This window comes from Paenibacillus pinihumi DSM 23905 = JCM 16419 (assembly GCF_000422505.1).
GTDB lineage: Bacteria > Bacillota > Bacilli > Paenibacillales > Paenibacillaceae > Paenibacillus_D > Paenibacillus_D pinihumi.
Genome location: NZ_KE383865.1, coordinates 387,363 through 413,565, shown reverse-complemented (window position 1 = coordinate 413,565; position 26,203 = coordinate 387,363). Strand labels below are relative to the sequence as shown.

The following is a 26,203-nucleotide window of genomic DNA, read 5'->3' as shown; positions in this document are numbered from 1 at the left end:
ATTATTTCGTGTGTCCATAAAAAAATGAATAGCCGTCTGACTTCCCAAGCTTGTCAGTCTCTGTTGCATCAATTAGCTTGCACTAATCAGCACCCCTTGCAGTTTATCCCGTTTCTCTAAAAGGAAGAAAGATAGCAACCAGCAAAATAATAATGGCTGCTATAGAGATTACCGTTTCTTTGCCGATCAGTGGTTAAGCTGGCATTGGTTATTTCTGATTCATCTGCCTGTTGCGGCCGCAGCTGTCTGGCTTGCCTGGCTGTTCATTCCTGCCCGGCGTCTCCATAGCAATCCGGCACCCATGGACAGGATCGGCGCCATCCTATTCTTCATTGTGATTGCATCTGTGATTTATGGCTTATCTGGCGGAAATGCTCAAGGCTGGCTTTCCGCAGAGATGATTATCGCTTTTATTACGGGAGTTATTGCACTCACACTATTCCTGCTGTGGGAATCACGTCAAACCGCTCCCTTTTTACCGGTACAAGTTTTAAAAATCCCTTCCGTCTCATCCGGTTTAATAACAAGCTTTATTTCTTTTATTCTGATTAATACCGTCCTTATGGTCATGCCGTTTTATTTAACCCAAATGACCTCGTGTACGCCATTGTATGTCGGACTAATCATAACAGCTTATCCCCTTCTATTTGCAGTGACAAGCCCGTTTGCGGGCTATTTATCTGATCGGATGAATTCCCAACTGCTCATGCTCATCGGGTTAAGTTGTATCGTGACGGGGCTTGTTATTTTTTCTTATTCCCTCGCTCAACTGCCGACTTTTGGCCTGGTTTCCGTGCTCGCCTTGATAGGAATTGGCATGGGATGCCTGGCTGCGCCAAACAACAGTTACATCATGAGAGAAGTGCCTTTGGTGTATGCCGGTTCGATTGGAAGCATGATTGCGTTGACACGCAATTCCGGGATGTTCTTGGGTGCAGCCATAGGTCTTGGTATGATAAGCGGTCACACTGGACAGATGCCCGTGTACGCTGACTTTCAATCGATTTTTAAAATCAGCGTCATGATCTGCCTGGTTTGTTTTGCAGCATTGGGTCTGCTGCAAAAGCAACATGATAGCCTCAGCCCCGGCATATATTTAGGACAAAGATATAAGGAGGTTACAGAATGGAAGAAAATAGAGACGTTTCCCGGAGGACTACAGATCAAAATGCTCCCCGTTCCTCTCCCGTCCCCCATAACCCGCAATGGGCAGGAGACATGCCGGCAACTCTTCATTCGCAGACTGTCGGCGAGCGGGGGCCTGTACTGGAGCAGGACAATATTTTGCACGAAACCCTGGAAACCTTCGTACATAGCAAAATTATCGAGAGACCTGTACATGTGAAGGGCTATGGCGCTTTCGGCTACTTTGAGACCCTCCATGATATGCGGGCATATACCAAGCTTCCTTTTCTGCAACAGCCTGGTCAGCAGGTTCCTGTCACCGTAAGGTTCTCGCTAGCTGTCAGCAACAGGGGTACCCCGGACACTTCCCGGAACGTACGCGGATTTGCCACCAAGTTTTATACGGATAACGGGGTATTCGATCTGATTTGCAATCATAACCCTGTATTTTCTGTTCGGGATGCCATCCGCTTTCCGGAGTCGATCAAAGCCTTTCTCCCGTCGCCGGTCAACAATCTGATCGATCCTCAGCGATTTTGGAGCTTCATCGCCAGAGCGCCGGAAGCCACGCATTTTCTGGTGCGGCTGTACTCGGACGCCGGGACAGTCAAGAGTCTTCGAAATATGCCCGGTCATAGCGTCAACACCTATGTCTGGAGAAACGCACAGGGCGACCGCACTTATGTGAAATACCATTGGTATCCTCTTGCGGGTATCCAATACATCGACCGTCAAGAAGCAGCAAGACTGGCGGGAGAAAACCCCGATTATGCCGGTCAGGAGCTGTATAATCATTTGGCTTCAGGCAAAACGGCCGAATACGGGCTTTATGTGCAGCTAATGAATCCCCAAGATGAGGCCAATCTGCCCTATGACCCGCTGGATGACACCAAGGTGTGGGATGAGCTGCAATATCCTTATCAGCCGGTCGGGCGTCTCGTGTTGAACCGCAATACGGACAACTATATGGAACAAGTCGAGAAGATCGCCTTCTCGCCGTCCAATCTTCTGGAAGGAGCCGAGCTTTCGGACGATAAGATGCTGCAGGGACGTGCCAACATCTACTGGGATTCACAGCGCAGAAGAATGGGACCGGATTTTCGGAGCGTGCCGATCAATGATCAGCAGGACTGGACACCTGCATCCTTGCAGACCAGCGGCAACGGACGGTTCGTAGAAGGCCGCCTCGTCCGGTCCGACTTGCCTAAGACGGATGATTTTACACAAGCAGGCGATTATTATCGCATGTTGTCACCCGTTCAGCAAGAACATCTCGTTGACAACCTTGCTGCCGATCTGGGCGGCATTTCCGCTGAAACACAACGGGTTGTATTGGGTTACCTGTCCAATGCGTCGGCAGAACTCGGGGAACGGGTAGCCCGGAAAATTCAAGCATAAAGGATGTTGTTCACATCACAAAACCGTGAAACACCCTGAAGGGACTTGCCATCGTTCGCGTGAAACTCATACAAAAAAAAAGACCCGCGGAGAGCACTTTTGCAAAAGTGTCTTTCCCGCGGGTTACTATTTATCTTATTGAAACTCACTATGTCTCGCTTTTCCTGTTTTTATATATGATCCCCGCTTCGGACCCCAGCAGGATTCTAGTTTTTGATCGGACAACTATTTCTTGAAAATTCTGAAAGGAGCGCCAATTGGCAGAAAAACACGTCCAAAATGCGTGTTGAGCACGGCAGCGCCGCATCCGTAGAAGGATACAATAGCAATGGCCATCTCCGAGTAGGCCGCCAGGTCGTGGAAAGCTCCATTTCCTACACCGAACGAATCCAGGCTCAAGCCCAAAAACAAGAGATCAATCAATACAAAGATGACGAAAAGCACCTTGTTTGTTTCCATTGCGCCAATGGTCATAAAGAGCGTGAAGATCAGATAGCCAAGAAATACAAATCCCAGCTGCTTCACATCGAGTCCGGATGCCAGTTCCGGGCCAAAAACACCCAATTTGACCATCCAGCTTGCTGCCATTCCAAACCAGAAGAACGCATACGCCCCAAACGCTGTCATTCCAAATGTGTTGTTATGCTTGGCATCCTGAATGCAGGCAAACAGTTGGGCAAATGCGCCGAGGAAGATAGCCCAAGGGATCACATAACCCAATCCGGAAGTGATGCCCAGCTTTTGCGATGAAGCAACGAGCGTGACGATGGCCAGACCGAACAATCCAATTGCGCTCGGGTCTGCTGATACGATTTTTACATGTTGATGCGACTGTGCTGTCATAAACTAAGAAGCCTCCGATTTAGACAAAATCAAATGAACGACCTATTTTATCACATATCCACCAAACTGAATATATCCGTATCTATTTTGTCACATTTGATGAGCAATTCTTCCATCATTCCATACTTTTTAATGATTCGGTCATGTTAATATGGTTCACTTTCCTCCTAAGCAGCAAGTTAGCTGAAATGGTGAGCAGAAATGCCAGAAGAACGGAAAGCATGATGACGGAAATATGGAGTTTATCCGGAATTTGTTGATGCGTGCTGGACAGCGCCTTTATAACAGTCGCATACATATAGCCGCTAATGGGTACAGCAGCAAGTATCGCAAATGCGGTTAAAATGATATTTTCAAAAAAAATAAGCCTGTTTATTCTATTTTTTTGATAGCCTAATACTTTAAGAGTTGCAAGCTCACGATTCCTTTCATAAATGTTGATCGACGATATCGTATAGATGGTGCCAAAGGATAGGATGACAGCGCAAATAATAAACATGATAAATATAAAACTGTTCTGCTTCAAAATATACCGGGCTTGTTTCTCCAAATCCGTCTTATCTGAAATAGTCTCTGTTAGAGGGCTTAGTTCCAAGAAGCTACGGATGCTGGCCACATCGGCCGGGCTATTTGCTTTAACTAAAAGTGAGGTTGGCATATATTCCAGCCCAAAACTCTTTAAATAATCGGGTGTCATATAAAATGACGGATTTGAATACTGTGCGGATATTTTTAAGACCTTCATTTGTACTGATTTATGTTTAAGCTCTGGTGCTGTAAACGTTATTTGGATGAGATCCCCTTCCGAAATCTGATAGGTGTCAGCGTATGATTGAGGGACCAGCACACCATCATTTTCCAAGTATATTCGATTGTCATTTTCATCAAAGAAACGAATAAGCGTGTTTTCTTTTTCCGTTACGACTAAATCAGCCTTTACTGCCTCATTATCCTTTATGAATTCTACAGGGAAGGTGGATAAGGAATAGCTGTTTTTAATGCCGGAGGGCAGCTCTGCAGCATTTAAAGATGCTCCCATTTTATAATCCACTCTCAAATCATAGGCATACACATCTTCAATCTGGCTCGCTACTTTATGCAGGGCCGTTTGAGTGCCGAAAGCCGTTACCAATAAAACCGTGCTTCCTACAATGCCTACCGAGCTCGCCAGAGCCTTTTGTTTATTGCGGAATATATTTCTCAGAATGAGCTTGTAGCTGTAAGGAATACGACTCCAAATACCCGGAATTCTTTCTATGAAAATCTTTTTCATCGTTTTCGGCGGTTTAGGACGGATCGCCTGGGCCGCATGTTCGTTTAGTATGCTTCTGCCGCTTAAGTAGCAGGATAGCATCCCAAACGCGCTAGAGATAATGATGGGAGGAATGAGTGTATACATGGAAAGCTGAAATTGAATGCCGGGCAGAGAATAGGACTTTGCATTTGACGCCGTTATGAATGGAACAAATACGAATGCGGCAAGGACAAAGCCCAGGATGGAACCTATAATACCGACCAGCACAGGGTATCCCATGTAGTGAAGCATGATGCTTCTGTTTTGTGCACCCAAAGCCTTCATAATGCCTACTTGGTTTCTTTGGGAATCTATAATCCTCGACATCGCAAGAAATAAAATAATCGCTTCGATCAAAAAGAAAACGAAGGGTATCACCTTGCTCATCAATTTATTATTATGAATGGTGGCCATAAGTTCCGAATAACTGAAAGTCCGTTCTTTGATGACTTGGTTTAAGTAAGCAAGCTGTCTGGACTGTGCTTCAATAGATTGACTTAATCTGGCGATATCGTAGCCGTCTTCAGCATCAAACATGATTTCATTATAGAAAAAGCCGTCCGAGATTTCAGATATGCTCGCTTCGCCAATATAGGCTATACCGTAGGCTTTATGATCTTGTATGGCGTTCTTTTTCGCATATTCAACATTCTCACCCAAGCCGCTAATGGTAAACTCCAAAATTTCACCATTCACACCCAAGCTGATCTCATCGCCGACACGATAATGATGTTCTTTGGCATAATGGGAATCCAACAAGATTTCACCTTTTTTGGACGGAATACGGCCCTCTATTATAGCAGGTGTATTGATTTCATTATCCGCAGGGATTGAATGAATTTTCAATGAGGTTTTATAATCTCCAAAGGATTGCGTGGCATCAAAGGTGTAGCGCCCTTCCAATTTATTGATGCCTTCGATTTCACTTAACCCATCCGCCTCCTGTCTGGAAATTTGACTGTAATGTACATTTAAGTCGCTTAAATTATGGTTCTTAAAGTAAGCCTTCGTATAGGCGTTAAGATTATCGCTCAAGGTTACCAGTCCCGCATAGAAAAAAGCGCCTACAGCAATGACCAAAACAAAGGCCAAAAATTGCCCTGCTGATTGTTTAATATCTCTGAACAGCTTAATAAATAATTTCATACTCACCACTCAATCCCTTCAACGCTTTGCTTGACCTCATTCATCGTTACGCTCTCTATTTTCCCGCTTTTCACCTTAATAATTTTATCGGCCATGGGAGCAATGGCGGAATTATGTGTGACCAGGACGACGCACTTCCCCGTTTCCCTGTTCAAATCCTGAAGCAACTTTAAGACAGACTTGCCTGTAACATAATCCAAAGCTCCGGTTGGTTCATCACAGAGTAAAAGCAACGGATTTTTTGCAACCGCTCTGGCTATCGCCACTCTTTGTTGTTCCCCTCCGGAGAGCTGGGAAGGGAAGTTTTTGATCCGGTCCGCCAATCCCACTTGATGTAAAATATCTTTGGCATTCAGATGGTTTTTGCATATTTCCGTGGCAAACTCCACATTTTCCAGAGCATTTAAATTTGAAATCAAATTGTAGAATTGAAATACAAAGCCTACTTTCCCGCCACGATATTGGGTTAATTTTTTTTCATCCAAACTTGTCAGTTCCTGATCACCAACAAAAACTTGACCCGAGGTAGCCGTATCCATACCGCCAAGTATATTCAGAATCGTACTTTTTCCTGCCCCGCTTGCGCCCAGAATAACGACGAACTCTCCCTCTGCAATAGAAAATTCAACACCATCCAGCGCCTTAATGTGAATTTCCCCGATCGTGTATTGTTTCGATACGTTTTTGAACTCAATTAAATTTTTCACTTCTGACATCTCCCCGGATCATTTTATTGGAATTATTGAAATTCCTCTTTCTCAATTCATTTCACACTTGGTATGTCGGTATGTTACTCATGTAGCATACTATAATTCGAGCCTGTATAATTGTCAATATGCGATTTTTGTTCATAATACTTGCCAATTCAGGATCAAACCATCGGGTATTGACAATTGTTTATGTATAAAATATGGTATGTTAGATGAGTAACATACTAATATGATGAATGGTGAGGCAATGAACGTCACTTTCGACGATAAGCAACCGATTTTCCAACAGGTTGCCGACATAATTGAGGATGATATTCTAAATGGAACTTTCCATGTTGATGAGCAAATTCTTTCTGTGGCCCAGTTTTCACAACTGTTCCAAATCAATCCGGCTACCGTGGTGAAGGGAATCGCTCTGCTCGTAAATGAAGGCATTCTGTATAAAAAAAGAGGGCTTGGCATGTATGTGGCGGCGGATGCGAAACAGAAGATCCAGATGAAGCGAAAAGACCGTTTCTACAAAGAACTGTTGACCAATCTGCTCGATGAAGCCGACAAACTCGGACTGACAACTCAAGATATTTTTGACATGATCAAACAGTTGAGAGGGGAATAAACGCACCGTGAGCATTGCATTAACTTGCAGCAATTTAAATAAAAAATACGGTCGGACTTACGCATTGCGAAATCTGGATTTGCAGCTGGAGGAAAATGTGATTTACGGTTTACTCGGACAAAACGGGGCCGGAAAAACGACGCTGCTTAACACGATTGCAGGCGGAATCACCCCGAATGGCGGCACAATCGAAGTCAGAGGAAAAAAGCTCGGCAAAGGAGAGCTGCCGAAGGATTTTTGCTTCGTACGCGAGAAAAGCAAATACTTCGGCGGAGCGCGTGTTCGCGAGATTTTGCAGTTTGCTGCAAGTTTTCATCCCAATTGGGACTGGACGTTTGCCCATGAGCTGCTTGAAACGTTCCGGCTCGATCCGGACAAAAAAATCAGACAGCTTTCAAGAGGCACGGAATCGCTCGTAGGCAATATCATCGGCCTGGCCAGCCGTGCGCCTCTAACCTTATTCGACGAACCGGTGCTTGGACTCGATGTATTGATGCGGGAAAGGTTCTATAAGGCGCTTCTGGAGGACTACGCCAATTCTCCCCGCACGATTCTGCTCTCTACGCATTTGGTTGATGAAATCGCTCCGGTCGCCGAAAAGGTATATATTATTGAAGCCGGTTCTATTCTGCTTCATGATGAGATGAACCGGATACATATGGCTGCTCATCTGATCCGGGGAAAGGCGGAAGCGGTAGCTTCGTTTACTGCCGGAAAGCGTGTTCTGCATAAAGAAAGCTATGGGCGCGGCACACTTGCCGCTATTTATGAACCGTTGGACGATAGTGACATGCAGCAAGCCCGTGAATTGAATATTTCGATTGAAAATTTGACGCTGCAAAAGTTTTTCTCGTATTTGATCGAAGGAGGTCACTGAATTGGCTGCATTGGCCGTGCATTTAAAGGCAACCTATTTGCAAATGAGGATTTTTATCTGGGGCGTCATTATTCTTATCCTGCTTGGAAGGCTGGCAGATTTCATTGTCAGTATAAATATAGACAGCGGCCGAGGTACCCGGCTTTCCGACGGCAATATGCTGATTCTCATTTTGCTCCTGATCGCTATCATACTGCCGTTAAGTTATTACAATCGCATCGTAAATTTGGGAGCAAGCCGGGGACAATATTTCAAGGCACTTCAATTTGTGTTTGCCGTCTGGGCAGCAGCCATCGCTTTGGTCAATTCCTTATGGTTTGTACTTGAAGTGAAAGTGATCCGGAATTACACGAATACTGTAGATCTTATTGAAGCCTTTCATTGGAATAACTTTGGCTTTATCGGTTCTTTTCTTTACCAAACCGCCTTTTATTTGATGGTCATGGCGCTTCTAAGCATGCTCATCTCCGGTTACTCCCATCCTGCCGGGTGGCTGTTGTGGGTGGTGCTCCTTACGGCAATCCCGGTCGGAACGGGGATTCCTTCGCTGCGTGTCCATGTCACCAGCTTTTTCAAAGCACTGTTATTCAACGGCTCACTGCTGACAGGCATTGGATTTAACCTGATTCTTTATTTCATTTTTGTGGCCGGATGCTGGCTTTTTACCAAAAGAAGAACGTATTAAATGAGGCAGATCAACATAGACAGGCGCAGTAAAACCTCCAAATTAAATGTGTATAGGAGACATCAATTTGGAGGTTTAAGCCCTCAATATTAGCTCATTGTTTTCAGTTCAAATATTATTGTTTTACTCTGACTTGCTATGATATTTGGAGATTCTTACTCGTATAACCCTATGGATACATATTTTTCTCCACTATCCGGAGCAAAGGCAACGATCTTTTTGCCTTTGCCGAGCTTCCGGGCCAGCTTAAGTGCGACAGCTATATTTGCCCCAGAGGATACTCCAATTAATATGCCTTCCTTGCTGGCTACCCGTCTTGCGGACTCAAAAGCTTCTTTTTCCGTAACCGTTATGATTTCATCTACGATTTTCCGTTTAAAGTTATCCGGAACAAAGCCTATTCCTATCCCTTGAATATTGAGGGGCCCTGGCTGGCCTCCTGATAATACAGGTGATTTCTTCCATATATGCCCTGAATTTTTCTATACTTTCTTCTGCTCCGGTACAATACAAATAATGGCCTGCTTCAAAAAATACAGTACTTCTTATTGCATTTGCAACAATTAAACTCGTCAACTTGTTCATAGATGGCGGGTTTGCTTTTCGCTGGTAAAGAGGCATCCTTTGTTTAGTGTTCGACTGAACGTCGGTTTTCTTTTTTCTTTATAACAAAAGAAATGCACCATACAATTAGTATTAAACAAAAGCTATAGGAAAGATTAGTTTGAAGCGAATATAGCAGAGTCCCCACTATCGGACCAATAAAAGTGCCTACGCCTTGCACTGCTGCAGCAAAAGCTGCCACAGAGGCTTGTTCGTTTTCACTAACGGCAAGGGAGGCTGCAGTCGTATAACCTGGCATAATAAAACCAATGCCAATGCCCAGGCTTGCAAATGCAAACCCATAGCAGGCTGGGGCAACCAGAAATAGAAGGAAACCCGCACCAAGGGCGCTTAATCCAAACTTCAAAAGCCGGCTTGACTGCCAACTCAAAAAACGCCCAATCAGTATCTGAGCCGCAACGACGAATAATCCGGCGGTTGATAAGCCTAATCCTGTCATTCGGGTAGCGGAAGGGACAGAAACAGCAAGCCGATCCTGCATGTAGAATCCGCTCGTTACTTGTAAAATAATCATCACAGTGGACAGAACCAGTCCAATTGCAAGATACAAACGAATTCGAGAATCGAACGGAGTCAGTTTGACCACACTATTTTGTACAGAAATGGCTTGATTTCCAGGAATCATAATTGTAAAAACAAGCATCACCACAAGCAATAACGCCGCTGAAACATAGATCGGAGCTGTAAGACCAGCCACAGATAGAGCTGCTCCAATTGCTGGACCAAGTATAAAACCAAGTCCATTAGCAGCTCCAAATATGGCCATTCCATTTGCACGAGTATGGGCCGTTGTCCAATCCATTAAATATCCCTGTGCCATAGCGGGTATAGCTCCAAAAAAAAAGCCAGCCAATGCACGTAGAACTAAAAAAGTCCAAAAAAGCAGTATAGTTGAATAGCTCTCCCTTTGCGCTGCATCTGCGATCCAAGCAAATGCTGTCACCATTACCGTATAGCCAAGCAATGCCGTTATCATAATAAGCTTTCTTCCGGATTGTGCCCATCTGCCCCATAAGAAACTTCCTAAAATCCAGCATACTCCAGTAATTGTAACCAGGCTGCCTGATTCAATCTCAGTCAAACCCAAGCTCCGCGCAAGTAATCCCAAAATAGGATTAAAAGTTGCGATCGAAATCATGGCCGCAAGAACAGTAACGAAAATAACAATAAAATGCTTTTTCATTAGCGTACTCACTCCTTTTTAAATGAAACTTGCACGTTCACATAGTCTGTTCTTATCAAATTCCTCGCCCTCCCCCGCGTCCACCCGGCTTTAATAAATAAATCAAGTAAGGTGTACCTATCAGTGCTACCATCAGCCCTGATGAAATTTCCTTAGGTGATGCAATTAATCGTCCTGATATATCAGCAGCCAACAAAAAAATGGCTCCTGTTAAGACAGCAAAAATAAACGTTCTACGGTGCTGCTGACCAGATATGAATCTTGCTGCATGCGGTGCAAGCAAGCCGATAAAGCCGACAGTACCAACCGTAGCCACCACAACAGAAGCAAGTGCGACACCTATGCCAGCTGAAAGCAGCCGCGCCTGTTGTACATGCAGGCCCACCCCCAGCGAAACAGCATCATCAAAGGCCAACAGTTCCACCCGTCTTCCCAGCCACCATGCCAACGGCATTAATAACAGAGAAACGATAATAAGAGGAGTCGTATCCGTCCAGCCCCGTGCATACGTACTTCCGGCCAACCAAATTAATGCAGCCGTATGGCTGGATGATTTTAATACAAGAAACTGGATGGCAGCCGATCCAACCGCCGTAACGCTGATACCAGCCAATATAAATAAACCGGGACTAAATCCACTTCTCCATGCTATCGCAAATACAATGACCGCTGCTCCAATTGCTCCAGCAAATGCTGACACAGCCAACATGGCTCCGGATGCATAGGGCCAAATAGCAAGCACAGATAAAACCCCGACGCCCGCACCAGACGTTACTCCAATTACGGAAGGATCAGCCATAGGATTCCGCACGGCTCCCTGAATGAGCAGACCGGCTGCCGCAAGTGCAGCTCCACCAAACAAGGCCGCGGCAATTCTGGGTAATCGCATATTCAAGACGATATGACGAAGCTGATCATCCCCATTACCACTGACAGCCAGCATCAACTGTTTAATGGACAACATGCTTCCGCCACCTATCATGCACCCATAAATCAAAAGAGAAAGAAGCAGAAGCCCGAGAAGCATATAGAACAGCCAAAAAGGCCTTTCTCTAGATGTATATCCCGCAGATAGTGTTGTGGCCCAGTTAACTCTGCCGTTTCCGCTTCTCCCCTTTGTCATTCGCAATATAATCCAAACAAGCCATGGACCACCTATTGCCGCTGTAACAGCACCAACAGGAAGATTTCCATAAGCAGCTTGAAACGGGTAGGTTAAAGCATCTGCTCCGAGTAGCAGTGCAGATCCCAATACAGCGCTTAACGGTATGAGTATCTTGTGATTGCGAAAGCCCATCAGTCTTACCATATGAGGCACAAGCAAACCGATAAAGCCAATCGGTCCGGACACGCTTACGCTTACTGTTGCCAGAACTACCGCTATCCCCATACCGAGACGTTTTGTTGTTTGAATTCTCTGGCCGAGAGAAGCTGCCGTTTCCTCGCCAAGCTCCATTAAATTAAATCGTTTCGCGAACATAAAGGCAGCAGCTAAACCTAATGCAATCCACAGCCATACGGAATGAATCGTATCCCAATTATTCTGGGCTAGTGATCCAGATCCCCATGCAAACAGATGTCTGGCATCATCCAAAAATAAAATTTGAGCTACACTCGTAAAAGAGGATAGAAGAAGAGTAACGATCATGCCAGCTAATACGAGGCGTATTGGTGTCGATCGTCTCCCTCCTGCCAGCATGTAAACCATTAAAACCGCAGCAAATCCTCCAATTAAAGCAAACGCCATAGGAAAACGAGATATGAAAGCCGGGAAAAATACCGTTCCTGCAACAACAGCAAAATATGCGCCTGCATTAATACCGAGTGTGCCTGCTGATGCCAGTGGATTGCGGAGCACAGCTTGCAGCAATACACCTGCTACTGCCAAGGCTGCTCCGCATAGCAACCCTGCAAAAACTCTTGGCAATCGCGAAACCAATACCATATGACTTATGGCTGTTCCATCCCCATAAAGAACCATATTAATCAAATCGGTTAATCCGATTTGGGCTTGCCCTTGTGTCAGATTGATCATCATCATTAGGATCAGGAATAGAATACTGAACACCACGCCTCCGGCGATCTTCCAGCCCTTGTTCCCTTTCTGAGAAAGAATCAATGCCTGAATCATTGTCTGGTTAACACCTTAACGATTTCTTGGACAAGCAGCTTTGCACTCAAAGGTCCACCATACCCCCACACTGTTCTTTCCAATGGAAAATCGCGTTTTTCTTTTACGAAATCAAGCTGTTCCCAAAGTGCATTCTGTTTAAGCAGTGTTTCCAGACCGCCGCTGCTATCTGTGTTCATGTATATAAAGTTCGCCTGTTGCAAAGCTGTCAAGGCTTCCACTGTCGTTGTTGTACCGCCCAATGGTTCAAAAGTTGGTGATTCATAAATATTGTTCAAACCAATTTCCTTTAGTATGTTTGCGCCCTGTGAATTACGAGAGAACAGCATAATCGTTGGTCCAGTTTGACCAGGGAATAATTGAGCAAGTACAACGGGCAAATCTTCTTTCCCTGCTGTTGCAAGCACAACTCTTGCTTCCTCATAAGTTTGCTTCAAGTGAGCAAGCTGTTGTTCTGCTTCTTCTTTTTTTCCTAGCATATCTGCAATTGTCCGGAAGGTCTCAACCATTTCCTCGTACTGGTTTTTTCCTTCAGACGGATATGGATCAAAGATCATCGTAGGTGCGATCTCCGAAAGCATCGTATAGTTTTTCTTCACAAAATAGAGGTTTGCTATAATTAAATCCGGCTTAAGTTCGGCAATTTTCTCCAGATTCGGCTCCTGACGGCCACCAACATCTGCTACATTTTCAGCAAGTCCAGGTTCAATATTAACCAGTGAATTAAACCCTGTTTTAGATGCTATGTCAGCTACGCCAACCGGTTGGATGCCAAGTGCGAGTAAATCCTCTGTATAATTAAAATCCAGTGTAACCACTCTCAGCGGAATACCTTTCAGTTGCACCTCTCCCATGGGATGCTTGAATACTCGAATCTTTTCTGGATTAGAAGAAGGCATCATCTTATTTTCAGTAGATTCCCCTTCTGAAAGAGACCCGCAGCCTGTCATAATGGATACCAGGATGGAAAAAATCGTATAGATTAAAATTGGCTTTGCTTTCATTTTAAATATCCTCCCAATGTGTAATTGAGAACAATTATCACAAATAACATGTATTCTATCTACCTGCTAAAGATTTTTATTCACCTGCTGAAGACCAAAAAAAATACGATTCCAACCGCTTGCGGTCAAAATCGCATTAATATCAACGAACACGAAGCATATTCGTTTTTTTTGTTTGTTGTATAAAATCGCGGGGATTACAACCATATTGTTTTCGAAATGCCGTGGCAAAGTTACTTGGATTACTATACCCGACAGCTACGGCTGCCTCACATACTTTCATTTGATTCGTTTCCAGGAGCCATGCGGCTTTTTTTAATCTCTGTTCACGTACAAGCTCAAAGATAGTCGTTCCGAATAATTCACGGAAGCCTTTCTTTAACTTGGTTGTACTCAATCCTACAATTTTAGATAATTGTTGAATGGAGTGTGGCTGTTCTAAATGATTAACGATGATTTTCCGAGCCATATGCAGCTTTTCCAAATCATTTTTCCCATGCACGCGTGGCACTTTCCCAGATTGTCTTCCCTCTTCATGTTCATGAACAAATAACATAATAAGCTCCAAAGCTTTGCTTTCCATAAATAAACGCTTCAGTGGCCCTTGATAGCCGCATACCAGAATATCAGATACAATTTTTTCAATTTCAGAGGTCATTGCATAACTATGAACCGTATTCTTATAGTAATTTAACAGGTGTGCAAGCCTCTCCCGTTCTTCCTTGTCTTCAAAATAGAAGCCTAGCTCTTCTGGACGAAGCCTTACTTTAATGCCATAACTTCTGGACATTGAGCTGGTTTCAAGATAGACCTTTGTATGATCAGTAAAAAACACCGTATTTCCTGGGGAATTTGAAGTAGATACGGCTCTGCCGTTCCACTCGCAATAAACATCCCCGCTGAGTTGGTAAGCAAGGCCAAGAACTTGACATTCCTGCTCAATGTGCAGCCTTAGGTTATCACGCAGCACCATATTCTCAACCAATATTTCCATTCCTGGCCGAATCTTCATTCGCGAAATATAGCCGCTACCCACACTTTCCGGAAGAACAAGATGCTGTTCCCACCCGGTTAATGAAAGCTTGCTTTGCATCCCTACTGATAAGAGATCCATGTATTCGTGAACATCTGCCAATGTAAATTGATGCTGCATAGGGTACTTTCCTTTTCAAATTTTAATTGAAAAACATTCTCATTATATATTATAAGAATTTGAGATGAAGATCAAACGTAAGTCGAAACTGGAATTCCCCAGCTGAGCTATGGACATAAAAGACTTATTGCTCCCTTCCGTTTAATTCGATAAAGGCTGCCGCGGAAAGGATTTTGAGAATAAAAAGGATGCCAGCCTTGGCTTATCGCCGCTGACATCCTCCCTGATTAAGATTCTAAGCTACAATTCTGCCGACTGATCGAGTTCTTCTTAATTCTCACCCAGCTCCAAAATGCGGATTCGGCTATTACTCCTCTTTTCTCCCTTTCCCTTCTTTTTTATCTTTATCCTGCTTATCTCTTTTATCTTTCTCTTTTTTCTTATCCTTTTCTTCTTTTTTCTTTTTATCTTTCTTGTCCTTTTCTTCTTTTTTATCTTTTTTCCCCTTGTCCCCTTTTATATTTTCTTTAGGGACATTCCCTTTTTTTATTTTCCCGGCCACAGGACTAATAAACCCGGATATCGGAACATCCTTTAAGGCCAGTGACATCATCTCTTTGAAGATTAAAGCCGGATATTGTCCACCTGAGGTGGTTAAGTAATGTTTGCTATCCGTATTGTCATAACCAAGCCAAACTGCCCCGACCAATTCTGGCGTGTAGCCGACAAACCAGGCATCTTTAGAACCTCCAGTAATCCCTGCGAACTGTTTATTCTGTGGAAGCTGTGTCGTCCCCGTCTTTCCTGCCACCGGACGATTCATTGCCGCGTTCTTTCCTGTTCCTTCCCGGACAACATCGATCAACAGCTCTGTCATTGCATGAGCAGTTTCCGGCAACATAACCGAAACCGGTTGAAACTTGGCTTCAGCTAAAACTTGTCCATCTGTCGTCGTAATTTTGGTTATGGTATGCGCCGGAACCTTTGTCCCCAGATTAGGAAAAACACTGTAGGCTTGCGCCAATTGAAGCGGGGATAGCCCTTGCGACAGTCCACCCAGCGCCAAACTTAAGTTATTATCTTCTTCACTCAACGGAATATCGAGCTTCTCAACAAACGCTTTTCCAGTTTGCAGGCCGATCTCGTTCAATAACCAAACGGCTGGAATATTCCTCGAATGAATAACTGCATCCCGAAGCGATACCTGCCCTAAAGTTCGGCGATCTGAATTATTAGGCTTATAACCATTAATATCTAACGGACCATCGTACAGCATCGATTTCGCATCATATCCCTTTTCCAAAGCAGGTCCGTAGACCATCAGGGGTTTGAATACCGAGCCTGGTTGTCTTACAAGCTGTGTCGCATGATTGAAGCCGCGAAATACATGTTCGCCCCGTTGCCCCACAATTCCGCGAACTCCACCAGTAGAAGGATCCATAATAACTGCTCCACTCTGTACGAGTTGACCGGGGGCGCTTTCGGGAAACAGAGCATCATTACGATACGTATTTTCCATCGCACTCTGAACGACGGGATCCAGTTCCGTATAGATGAGCAGATTTCCGGCTAACAACTGGCGCTCCGTAAATCCATATAATTCAATGGCTTCATCAATCACTTCATCTGTATATGAAGCATATTGACCCAGCAAATAATTTTGCTGTTCCGCAGGAACTTCCTTAAGCACCTGAACGGGCTCAACGATCGCTTGGTTATACTCTGCTTTCGAAATAAAACCTTCATCCCGCATTAAGCCGAGTACAAGATCCCTTCGCTCCACCGCGAGTTCCTTATTTTTAAGCGGGGAGTACCGGCTGGGAGCTTTCGGTAATGCGGCTAACAGGGCGGACTCGGACAACGTCAAGTCCTTCGTATCTTTGCCGAAATACCGCTTAGCGGCTCTCTGTATTCCCCATTGACCTTCTCCGAAGTAAATTTGATTCAAATACATTTCGAGAATCTGGTCCTTACTATAAGCAGATTCGATCTTGATGGCATAGGCTGCTTCCGTCAGCTTTCGCGAGAACGTTTTTTCACCCGTTAAAAAAACGTTTTTGGCGAGCTGCTGAGTAATCGTGCTTCCTCCCTGTGCTGCGCCACCTTCCTTCACATTGCGGAACACAGCTCGAATGATGCCGAAAGCATCCACTCCCGTATGATCGTAATACCGCTTGTCCTCGACGGCGACGATGGCTTGCTGCATATGCAGCGGAATTTGGTCAATCGACATGGGATCGATTTTAACGGAAATGATCTGGGAGCTCGGTTCCCCATTCCTGTCTAATAATTGAGTCGGGGCTAATATGGGAACTACAAGCTTCTCAATATCAAGAGAACTTATCCAGTAGACCCCGATCGCCACAAGCGACAAAAGTCCAAGAAGGATTCCAATGATCCAAATCCGAAATCTAACCAGAAATTTATAAAAGCCGGAGAAGCCCGACACTCTGGACCCTCTGTTAATGTTGCCTTGTTCCTTAAGTAAATTATGTTCTTTCATAGATGTCTCCTGTTGTGGTAAAACGTATCATGAACCAGAAAAAGATCATTTTCAAGTCTATAATAATAATGGAAAAGATACGACTTCTAGTCAAATTAAGATTTTCCAATACTTTAATAGAAGGGCGACTCTTGCGAAACAACCTGCGTAAATCCACTGTTAAGGCAAACAGCGTGCAGCTTTATTCTGCCGCGGATGCCGTTCATCTCTATGATCGAATCCACGGCTGAGCAAATTTGCCCCGGTCATTACCTTATTGACATCTTCCCCGATAGCACTAAAGGTATAGGATACAACTTTCATGAATTACATCACTTCGAAGGCTCTGTTATCTCACTCTACAATCACAGACATGTATACATCTATGAGATCTTCACGATCAACTTTAAAACCAAACCGTTCATAAAGAAGTTTAGCAGGGCTTCCTTGTAAGACATTTAATGTTACACGTTTTCCTTTGACATCCCTCTGCTCAAGTATTTTTTTTAATACATGACTACCCATGCCTTTACCTTGGTGATTGGGATCAATATAAAAATGCTCCAATAAATATCCATCTAACGTTGGTTTAAGAGCTATGCATCCAACAAAAGAAGAATCTGACTCAATAATCCAAGTGTGATCTGGATCAAATGAATTACGGAGGCGTTGACGGACCTTTTCTTCATCAAATCTTCCTAACCTGGTTAAATCATTCCGCAGCACAATTGCCCTTAAATTAGCAATTGTCTCAACATCGGAATTTTGGGATTGGCGAAGAGTAATCTGTTTCATTTAACGTAACAGCTCCTTTATTTGTTATTATGTAATTCGCATATTTAGGCCTGGTACAGTTTAATCCTATTCTTCTCAAAAATTATTGCACTCATCGTTTCATGAGATTTACTTGACTGCTTTAATCATACACTTATCAAAATCCCAGTACATTATTTTTGTTCAGAACCATCAATATTAAGCACTCCACATGTCTGGAGTGCTTAAATACAAAAAAATGGCATTTCTGCCGTGTGTGATTAGTCGAGCCAATAGGGGAATGTCCGAATCTCTGATTATATGGCTATCGAAGCAACTCGACGAAATCTTTTAGCGGCAAATTCAGACGCCGTCTCGTCCGTTGAAGCATTCCATCATAGGATCTTCTTCACTCCCTGCGCGTGGGCGGACCCTTATCTCTTCGCTGCCAGTGTGGTTAGCACGGTGTCCTGCTGTGTAACGAAGTGTCCGAAAGCCTACTTCTATTCGGGTTTTCGGACTTCGGTATGTTCTACTGTATCCTCAACCTGAAATATGAAGCTCTATTGCTTGAGGAAGACTGACTGTACACTCAAATTAAAACATGCGAAGAGATGATCAATGCCATTTTGGATAGCATTTATCGCTCTGTGGCTACGATGGACTACGAGCGGTACAAGATGTTGTCTCTGCTCTTACGAAAATCGGATTGGCTTTACGGGTTGAACTGGCCGCTGTCAGAACAGACAAGGCATTCCTAACTTGCCTCATGAGCCAAGAAAAGACGAGATAATGTGATGCGCGGCGAGTCAATATGCAACACAAATGGGAATCATAGTATAATAATAATGACAAGGATTGGAGTTGATTCGGATGCATGACTGCTTGACCCCAAGAACGATTTCGTTTTTAAGCGCATATTTGGCAGCGAAGAAAATAAGGATATCCTTCTCGCCTTCCTTAACAGAACCTTTATGGAGGCTGGAGAGCCGCCGCTGACCGAGATTGTCCTGATGAATCCGTACACGGATAAGGATTCGCCGCGAGATAAGCAATCCATATTCGATATCCAAGCCAAAACGACAGAAGGAAAGCTAATTAATGTAGAAATGCAATGAGAAGCGAACGCTTTATTATTGGAGCAAGCAATACGCAGGACAGCTTGAAGAAGGACATTCCTACAAACGGCTCAGGAAATGCGTCACGATCAATATCCTTAACTTCTCCATTCTACCTAATGACCGTTACCATAACATTTTCCATCTACGGGAAGACCATAGCGGCATTACACTGATCGATGACATTGAAATTCACATCATGGAACTATCCAAGCTGAATACACAAAGCATACCGAGTGAAGGCGGCTTGCTCAACTGGCTGTTTTTTCTGAAAAGCGAAGACACGACGAACTGGGAGGTATTGAAAGTGAACGAACCAACTTTGGGTAAAGCAATGACTGCGTTGGAGTATCTAAGCCAAGATGCAGAAGCCCGTCGCTTATACGAGATGAGACAAAAAGCCCTTCATGACGAAGCTTCCATGTTGGAAGGTGCTAGGGCAGAAGGCGAGTCTATTGGTCGCTCCAAGGAAAAGCTAGAAGTTGCCCAGAACATGCTGGATAAAAGCATGGATATTACAACCATCGCAGAACTAACGGGACTTTCTGCCGAGCAATTAAACAAACTGAAACGAACACATTGAATGCTTTAGGCTGCGTGAGATTGGCTCTCCGCAGCCTTTGTTTATTATGAATTGACAGATAGCGCTTGCTTCAAACGCTACTTTCCTTTACTACGGGGTCTGGCAGACATTCCGTTCCCCAAGCTTTCTCCTCCATGACGAAGTTATCCTCTCCAGCCTCAGACCAGTATCCAGGCTGTATTACATCTAATCTGTAGCCGATCCAGACCTTCCCAAATTCTTTGGTGAACACGGGCGTAATCACGGAGCACTAAATCGTGTTTTGCCACATGCACGTTCTATGAGACAAAAAGAAAAATCCCTTATGTATCAAGGGGTTTCAGCGTTTGAAGTTTGGTGGACCTTAGCAGGATCGAACCCCTGATCGCATCGCTGCCAGCGATGAGCTCTAGCACCATTACCTGTTTCACTGAAAATCGAAAGCAATACGCGAGCCGGCCTGCTGACACAAATATCTTTTCCAAAGACGGAGCCCCGAAGCGATTTTTTCCAATCATGTTCAAGCGGACGAACCTATTCGGGGTTCCCTCCTAAACTGCTTAAGCCCTCATTCAAAAAAACGCCTATCTGCTTGTAACGCACGAAAATTATTTGTTGTAAATTCTGTAAAGCAGTACCGCAGTCTCGGCTCTTGTCGCATATCCGAGTGGATTAATGATGCTGCCGTTTCCGTTGACGATTCCGTTTTTGACCAGCGTAGCAACGCTTTGTTCTGCATAGTCTGCAATTTTGTCTCTATCAGAAAAAGAATTTATGTCAGCAGACGTGCCTGCAAGCAAAGGTTTGTTGGCGAATGCCATCGCCCTTTGGATAAGAACCATCATATCCTGCCTTGTCATCTTCGCATCCGGATTAAACTTGCCGTCACCCATACCGGAAGCTATGCCGATCTTTTTGGCTACGGCCACAGCTTCCGCATAATAAGCCGCTGGATTCACATCCGGGAAGTTCCCTTCTGTTGTGGCGCTTAAGTCTAAGGCATTAACCAACTGAGGAATAAAATCCGCTCTTGTAATTGCTGCGTCAGGGGTATACTTGTCAGTTGATGTACCGTTGATTACACCCTTGGACGCCAATACTTCAATCGCCTGCTTTGCCCATCCATAGTTGGCAATATCGGTGAAGCTTTTCTTCACGTAAGCTGTTGCAAAATCTCCGAATTGTGTTGTGGTAAACGTGACTTGGCCTTTTACAGGGTCATACTTTCCTGTTGGTACAGAAGTGACTTTGCCTGTCTCATCGATGCCCCATACAACAATATGTTCGGTATCAGACAATTCTACAGATGAAGGCATATAAGGAATCGATATCGTTACCCGCGAATTTGGATTGCTCCATGACTTTCTGGCGCCATCCAGCTTGAGTTCAATTCCGATTCGATTCATCACATTAGCCTGATCCGCAGTATTCAATTTACCCGCATCCTTCTTCGTAATCGTAATCGAGACGTTATCAGCTCCAATCTTTTCAGCAGCACCAAGCATCGTCCCGAATACCGTTACAGTCCCAAGTGGAGTCGTGATCTCGACGGTGCTGGCCGCCTCCCCTGCTTCAAAGGCTGCTGCTGGAATCGTAACCTCATAGGCTTTAGCGCCATTAGCACTTGGAATTTCAATATAAACTTGCCGGGAAGCTTCCCTTGCTTTACGAAATATCTCTAAAGCAATGACAGTCTTTGCCTTGCCTGAAGAATCGATTGAGGGTACAGAAGCCTTAATATGATTCGATTTAATTGTAACCGGAGGCGGCAACGAACCTCCATTTCCGCTTCCATTATAACTGCCGCCTCCGGTATCCGAGGCAGTGGTAACTGCTGTTGAAGGTCCGTCTATGCTCCAGTTATTCTCTGCATCACCTGCTTCGACCTTGAGCGTATATTTTGTTCCCGGCGATAGCCCGTTTAATGAATAGCTATATACGTTTCCTGCTACCGTGCCCACAAGTTCTGTTCCTTTATATACCCGATAACCCGCCACAGGATGATCGCCAGCTGCTTTCGTCCATCCCAGTGTCACTCCTGTTTTGCCTACTTGAGAGGCAGTCAGTGTGCTTCCCGCAGGCCAGGTTGGCCGTTCTTGTACTGGTTTAGCCTCTAATTTAATTGACAGTACCCGGTCATTATCAACGGTAAAGCCAGCGCTTTGCGAAATAAATCCAACCTTGCCCGCGGTATAGGTGTAAGCTACTCCTTCCGGCAATCTGAAGGATTTGCCATTACCTGCCGGGCTGTACAAGTATCCTTCGAAATCCTCCACCGTAATTACAGCGTCAGCAGGCAAAACATCAAACGAGATGTTACGGTAAACCGTAGAGTCGTGATTTGCCTGCAAAACATTTAAAGTCACATAGGATACATTAAACCCGGATTGCGGCCAGAACAAATAAACATCTTTTACCCCATGAGTCTGTGCAATATCCGGGGTGAACACCTCTTTTAGATTCATCCAGCCGCCGGTCGTCCCGCTAATATCCAGGGTCGCGACCTTCACAGCTTCATTCACTGTACCCGCATTTGGTTCGGCAATGCGGACCTGGATTTCTCTTGATGAGGCAGACGGCGAGGCATATCCGATCATGACATTTTGAAGGCCATTCTTCAAGTCCACTCCATTGAACTTCAACCATCCATTGGAACCAAGGAACTCAACCCAATCGGCATTAAAAGTCATCTTTCCATTAGAGCCGGTTCCGCCGGATTCCGCATTTCGCTCAATCCCTCTGATCTTGAGCGGCTGAATCTCGCCAGAGACCAGCCGGACTTGAAGATGCTTCGTCCATTGCGGCTCTTTGACAGATGTGGCACTCACTATAATTTCCTGCGAAATGGCACCTTCTTTAACCGACAGCTTGCCATCGCTGCTGATCTTCACTCCCGAATAGTTCCCGCTCAAACTCCATTTCACGTTGCTGCTGCCTGTCTCCGTCGAGCCGTCGGCGTAGGAGACCGATGCAGCATAGCTTACATCCGTTCTTCCTGTTGATGGAAAGCCAACCAATGTACTTCCCAAAACGTCTATCCCCGTAATTGAGGCGTTATCCTTACTTGTGAAAAATTGCAAGGACTTTAGATTGCTTGGACGTGTAAAAGAAATGTACAGATCATGCGTGCCGCTTACTGTGAAAGGCAGGCTTGCGGACAACGTTTTATAGGTGCCAAGGTCACCCGTGTTGTCTGCAAGTATGCTTGCAATGACTGGAGAGGTGGGGCTATCCAGCCTCAGTTCAATGTTGCCCAAATCCTCAGGGACTTTTTTATCCGAGCTGACCTGGAGGTGAACCTTGTTTGCTCCTTCATTGCCGAATTGAACATTTTTGAACATGGCATAATCTCCGGCAGCAGCGTCTTGCAGTGCTGTATCACTCTTGCTTATTCTGCCGTAAAGGATATCCGCATCAACCGCATTCATGAGCACATAAGGATTATGCGAAGCGGCAGCCTCTTGAATATCACGAATAACATACGTATCCCCCTGTTGTGCTGAAATAACAATCGTGTTGTCATCCACAATGGTAAAATCGGCGGGCGTACTGCCATTCATGACGGCAGCCGTGCTGATATTGGCGCCTTTGATTGTGATGGGTCCAGTTGTTCCCGTCTTGAGAGCCGCTGATGTGAGGCTGGCTTGATCCCATGTCATGCCAACTTCCACATTACCTCTGGCTTTCAAACCGGACACGCTGCCCGTACTCCATTTGGAAGGAAGCGCCGGCAATAGCTCTATCGCCCCGCCCTGGCTTTGCAGCAACATCTCCGTCATTCCCGCTGTTGATCCGAAGTTGCCATCAATCTGAAACGGCGGGTGCGTATCGAATAAGTTGCTAAGCGTAGATTCGTATAAAATCTCCTTAACCAGCTTCTGTGCGCGATCGCCATCACGCAAACGTGACCAGAAGTTGATCTTCCACGCTTTGCTCCAACCCGTACCTCCATCTCCCCGGGTATTCAAGGTCACTTTCATTGCATCAACATATGCGTCCTCCGCTTCACTTCGTCCGGCTACAATTTGCGAACCCGGGTGAAGTCCGTACAAGTGGTTCGTATGACGGTGGCCGTTGTCACCTGTAAGGTCCATGTTGACCTCGTCCTTCCACTCCATGAACTGCCCGCCAAGACCAATTTGGGGACCCGCAAGCTTAGACTGTGCCATTCTGATTTCATGCAATTCCCCGCTATCCATGTTTAAGACTTCACTGGCTTTAATCACTTCTTCAAATATGCCCCATATGACCGCTTGAACCTCAGTGGCACCCAAAGAATATGGACCGTGTTCCGGAGAGTAAGAAGGGTTCGCTACTAATGTCCCATCGCGTGTGTCCTCCCACAGGTTATCTACCCAAAACAAAGCAGCTTCCAGCATGATACTGTAATTATCCCGAAGAAATGCTTCATCCATCGTAAATTGATAGCGCTCCCATATATTCTGGGCCAGCCATGCGCCATCTTCGGGAGAGAAAAACGCATCGCTTACCGCAGGTGCCGTATTGCCCCAAATATTGTTCTCGTGATGCGTCGTCCATCCTCTTACCGGATTGCCTGCAGGTGTGACATAGCCATGTTGCGCGCTAATTCTTCCCCTGGGCACTAAGCTCTGAATATATTCGATCAAGGGAACATGAGTCTCTGAAAGATTCGTTTGCTCGGCAAGCCAGTAATTCATTTGCAAGTTAATATTGGCGTGATAATCTGAATCCCACGGCGGATTGGTTCCGGCAGCCCATACACCCTGCAAATTGGCAGGCAAAGAACCTTCTCTTGAAGACGCAATTAACAGATATCTGCCAAACTGATAGTATAGCTGCTCTAAATACCGGTCTTCCAAAGGCTGATTGGTCCTTGAATATCCGGCTAACAGCTCATCAGTTGGCTTGTTAGGGAAAGGAGCATTCATTAAATTGAGATCAACACGGTCAAATAAATGTTTGTAATCATTGACGTGTCTGTCATATAGCTGCGTATAACCCTTCTGTGCAGCTGCTTGCAGTCTGTCACCCACTGCGATGAGAGGATTCACTCCTGTAAAATAGTGAAATGAATCGTCCATGGACTGATGATAGTTGGTACCGGCGGTCATTAGAATTAAGACCGAATCCGCGTCTTGTACCAAGATTCCATCATTTTGCGCAATCATGGTTCCACCGTCAGGAATCACCTTCATTTGCATCGCAAAGTGCAACGTATTGTCAAAATTATGAGCTGCATCAGGCTTATTATGGTCGGCCGGCCAACCTGTCATCGTAATGGTATCTCCTGATGAAGAGATCGTCTTGATAGTCTGTGCCGATGTCACGCTGACGAACTGATTGAATTTACCGTTATCCGTAGAGCTCAAACGTATCGCCATCACATTATCGGGATAATTAACAAGGTATTCCCTTTTTATTTCTGCACTGCCCTGATTGTAGGTCACACTGGCAACAGCGTTGTTAAAATCAAGCTCCCTCTTGTAATTGGTAATCAGATCGTCCTGCGGCACGGTGCTTTCGTCGAAAATGATTTTTAACCCCGACATTTGAAGCGCCTGATTGGTTCCGTACAAAGAAGTTACATTCATCTTAAAATATTGGTACGAGCCGGGCACATCGAATTCGAATTGTTGGGTTTGTTTCCGCCCTGCTAATTCGAAAGCGCTTACAGTATCGATTATCGAATAACTCACTCCATCATTGGATGCTAAAATTGTCCAGCTCTTCGGATCTCTCGGCTGAGAATCATTGCCCGTTGTGATGGAATAGGACTTCGTAGCCATTTTCTTATCATACTCCCATTCAATCACATACTCTTCGGCTCCCTGATGGCCATCGGCAAAATATTTGGTGTCCGCATTCTCATCGAATAATTTATCTAACTTCTCACCGGAATTATTCATGTTATCCTGGGCAGTAAAAAACTTTGTAATTGCCGGTCTTGAAGACTTCACATCCTGCAGCCATATTGAGCCCAGTTCCTGATAGGAGCCAAAATTTCTCTTCGTCCCAATGAGGCCGCCCGATCCTTGAACACCATTGATTAAATTCCTGATCGATGCATCATTACTATAGTCACGGGCAATAACGTTGCCAGACTCGTCCTTATAAGGAGGGGTTCCTGATGAGAATTGTGTCATCAAATGCTGTAATTGTGTTCTGGCTTGCTGCAGAAGAGCATGCTTCTGTTCCGCGGCGTCTTTATGACCGCCGTTATAATCGGGGTTGGCACCGGGACCGCCAGACCAAAGGGTCTTTTCATTAATTAAAATTTGGTCCTTATCGACGCCTCCAAAAACCATCGCTCCCATATAACCATTCCCTAGCGGAAGCGCTTCGGATTCCCAGTTCGTTGCCGCTTTTGTATACCAAGACTTAAGCGGCACCGGATCAGTCATTGGATTTCCCGCCGGGCTGACAGTGTCCGCATAAGAAGATACAGGTAAGCAAGTGAAGGTTGTCACGGTTAATATCATTGCAAGAGTAGAACTAACAAGCCTTTTTAGCATGAAGTTTCCTCCTCAATTTCCGTAAAATGATGGGGATAAAATGATCGGGACTGTCGTTAAGGAAT

At 45.0% G+C, this 26,203-nt stretch carries 14 protein-coding genes and 3 pseudogenes; 6 read left to right on the top strand and 11 right to left on the bottom strand.

The window, feature by feature from the left end:
* Nucleotides 1-85: 85 nt before the first annotated feature.
* Together H583_RS36245 and H583_RS0122120 are read left to right on the top strand one after the other, a co-directional pair.
* Nucleotides 86-1,054: pseudogene (locus H583_RS36245) on the top strand (MFS transporter); the annotation flags it as partial.
* Between the two features lie 164 nt (nt 1,055-1,218).
* A complete protein-coding gene (locus H583_RS0122120) occupies nt 1,219-2,523 on the top strand; it encodes a catalase (protein ID WP_245585966.1) in 1,305 nt (434 codons plus the stop codon).
* Nucleotides 2,524-2,748: 225 nt separating this feature from the next.
* On the opposite strand, the gene H583_RS0122115 is transcribed toward H583_RS0122120, so the two are convergent.
* The 3 genes from H583_RS0122115 to H583_RS0122105 all read right to left on the bottom strand — a co-directional run bounded on the left by H583_RS0122115 (nt 2,749) and on the right by H583_RS0122105 (nt 6,513).
* Nucleotides 2,749-3,366 (bottom strand): acetate uptake transporter, encoded by a 618-nt coding sequence (locus tag H583_RS0122115; RefSeq protein WP_028562371.1) that lies wholly within the window; start codon nt 3,364-3,366, stop codon nt 2,749-2,751.
* A 115-nt stretch (nt 3,367-3,481) separates the two neighbouring features.
* Nucleotides 3,482-5,806, bottom strand: a complete 2,325-nt coding sequence (locus H583_RS0122110; RefSeq protein WP_028562370.1) for an ABC transporter permease — start codon at nt 5,804-5,806, stop codon at nt 3,482-3,484.
* A 2-nt stretch (nt 5,807-5,808) separates the two neighbouring features.
* Nucleotides 5,809-6,513 (bottom strand): ABC transporter ATP-binding protein, encoded by a 705-nt coding sequence (locus tag H583_RS0122105; RefSeq protein WP_028562369.1) that lies wholly within the window; start codon nt 6,511-6,513, stop codon nt 5,809-5,811.
* Between the two features lie 232 nt (nt 6,514-6,745).
* Between H583_RS0122105 and H583_RS0122100 the strand changes: the two genes are divergently transcribed.
* The 3 genes from H583_RS0122100 to H583_RS0122090 are packed head-to-tail and all read left to right on the top strand — an operon-like array spanning nt 6,746 to nt 8,694.
* On the top strand, nt 6,746-7,132 hold the full coding sequence (locus H583_RS0122100; RefSeq protein ID WP_036710482.1) for a GntR family transcriptional regulator: 387 nt from the start codon (nt 6,746-6,748) through the stop codon (nt 7,130-7,132).
* A 7-nt stretch (nt 7,133-7,139) separates the two neighbouring features.
* A complete protein-coding gene (locus H583_RS0122095) occupies nt 7,140-8,009 on the top strand; it encodes an ATP-binding cassette domain-containing protein (RefSeq protein WP_028562367.1) in 870 nt (289 codons plus the stop codon).
* Nucleotide 8,010: 1 nt separating this feature from the next.
* On the top strand, nt 8,011-8,694 hold the full coding sequence (locus tag H583_RS0122090; protein ID WP_028562366.1) for a hypothetical protein: 684 nt from the start codon (nt 8,011-8,013) through the stop codon (nt 8,692-8,694).
* A gap of 155 nt (nt 8,695-8,849) precedes the next feature.
* On the opposite strand, the pseudogene H583_RS36240 reads toward H583_RS0122090, so the two are convergent.
* From H583_RS36240 to H583_RS0122050, 7 genes and pseudogenes are all read right to left on the bottom strand, one after another.
* Nucleotides 8,850-9,149, bottom strand: a pseudogene (locus H583_RS36240) (pyridoxal-phosphate dependent enzyme); the annotation flags it as partial.
* 173 nt (nt 9,150-9,322) lie between these two features.
* Entirely contained in the window at nt 9,323-10,501 is a 1,179-nt protein-coding gene (locus tag H583_RS0122080; RefSeq protein ID WP_028562364.1) for an MFS transporter, read from the bottom strand.
* Between the two features lie 55 nt (nt 10,502-10,556).
* A complete protein-coding gene (locus tag H583_RS33920; protein WP_051236836.1) occupies nt 10,557-12,632 on the bottom strand; it encodes an iron ABC transporter permease in 2,076 nt (691 codons plus the stop codon).
* A complete protein-coding gene (locus tag H583_RS0122070; protein ID WP_036710479.1) occupies nt 12,629-13,636 on the bottom strand; it encodes an ABC transporter substrate-binding protein in 1,008 nt (335 codons plus the stop codon). The genes H583_RS33920 and H583_RS0122070 overlap by 4 nt, the downstream gene beginning before the upstream one ends.
* 142 nt (nt 13,637-13,778) lie before the next feature.
* Nucleotides 13,779-14,789: a helix-turn-helix domain-containing protein gene (locus H583_RS0122065; protein ID WP_028562362.1), complete on the bottom strand. Its 1,011-nt coding sequence runs from the start codon at nt 14,787-14,789 to the stop codon at nt 13,779-13,781.
* Between the two features lie 307 nt (nt 14,790-15,096).
* Nucleotides 15,097-17,232, bottom strand: a complete 2,136-nt coding sequence (locus H583_RS33915) for a transglycosylase domain-containing protein (RefSeq protein ID WP_081667432.1) — start codon at nt 17,230-17,232, stop codon at nt 15,097-15,099.
* A 333-nt stretch (nt 17,233-17,565) separates the two neighbouring features.
* A complete protein-coding gene (locus H583_RS0122050; RefSeq protein WP_028562361.1) occupies nt 17,566-18,006 on the bottom strand; it encodes a GNAT family N-acetyltransferase in 441 nt (146 codons plus the stop codon).
* A gap of 839 nt (nt 18,007-18,845) precedes the next feature.
* On the opposite strand from H583_RS0122050, the pseudogene H583_RS36235 reads away from it, so the two are divergent.
* Nucleotides 18,846-19,665 (top strand): annotated as a pseudogene (locus tag H583_RS36235) (Rpn family recombination-promoting nuclease/putative transposase).
* Between the two features lie 587 nt (nt 19,666-20,252).
* On the opposite strand, the gene H583_RS37365 reads toward H583_RS36235, so the two are convergent.
* The gene (locus H583_RS37365; RefSeq protein ID WP_081667431.1) at nt 20,253-26,138 is read right to left on the bottom strand and encodes a glycosyl hydrolase family 95 catalytic domain-containing protein; all 5,886 of its coding nucleotides are present in this window, start codon (nt 26,136-26,138) and stop codon (nt 20,253-20,255) included.
* Nucleotides 26,139-26,203: the final 65 nt, after the last annotated feature.

Excerpts from the sequence above, each read along its gene's own strand:
- H583_RS0122050 (WP_028562361.1), bottom strand. The coding sequence starts at position 18,006 with ATGAAACAGATTACTCTTCGCCAATCCCAAAATTCCGATGTTGAGACA.
- H583_RS0122080 (WP_028562364.1), bottom strand. The coding sequence starts at position 10,501 with ATGAAAAAGCATTTTATTGTTATTTTCGTTACTGTTCTTGCGGCCATG.
- H583_RS0122120 (WP_245585966.1), top strand. The coding sequence starts at position 1,219 with ATGCCGGCAACTCTTCATTCGCAGACTGTCGGCGAGCGGGGGCCTGTA.
- H583_RS0122100 (WP_036710482.1), top strand. The coding sequence starts at position 6,746 with ATGATGAATGGTGAGGCAATGAACGTCACTTTCGACGATAAGCAACCG.
- H583_RS33915 (WP_081667432.1), bottom strand. The coding sequence starts at position 17,232 with ATGAAAGAACATAATTTACTTAAGGAACAAGGCAACATTAACAGAGGG.
- H583_RS33920 (WP_051236836.1), bottom strand. The coding sequence starts at position 12,632 with ATGATTCAGGCATTGATTCTTTCTCAGAAAGGGAACAAGGGCTGGAAG.
- H583_RS0122070 (WP_036710479.1), bottom strand. The coding sequence starts at position 13,636 with ATGAAAGCAAAGCCAATTTTAATCTATACGATTTTTTCCATCCTGGTA.
- H583_RS37365 (WP_081667431.1), bottom strand. The coding sequence starts at position 26,138 with ATGCTAAAAAGGCTTGTTAGTTCTACTCTTGCAATGATATTAACCGTG.
- H583_RS0122065 (WP_028562362.1), bottom strand. The coding sequence starts at position 14,789 with ATGCAGCATCAATTTACATTGGCAGATGTTCACGAATACATGGATCTC.
- H583_RS0122115 (WP_028562371.1), bottom strand. The coding sequence starts at position 3,366 with ATGACAGCACAGTCGCATCAACATGTAAAAATCGTATCAGCAGACCCG.
- H583_RS0122110 (WP_028562370.1), bottom strand. The coding sequence starts at position 5,806 with ATGAAATTATTTATTAAGCTGTTCAGAGATATTAAACAATCAGCAGGG.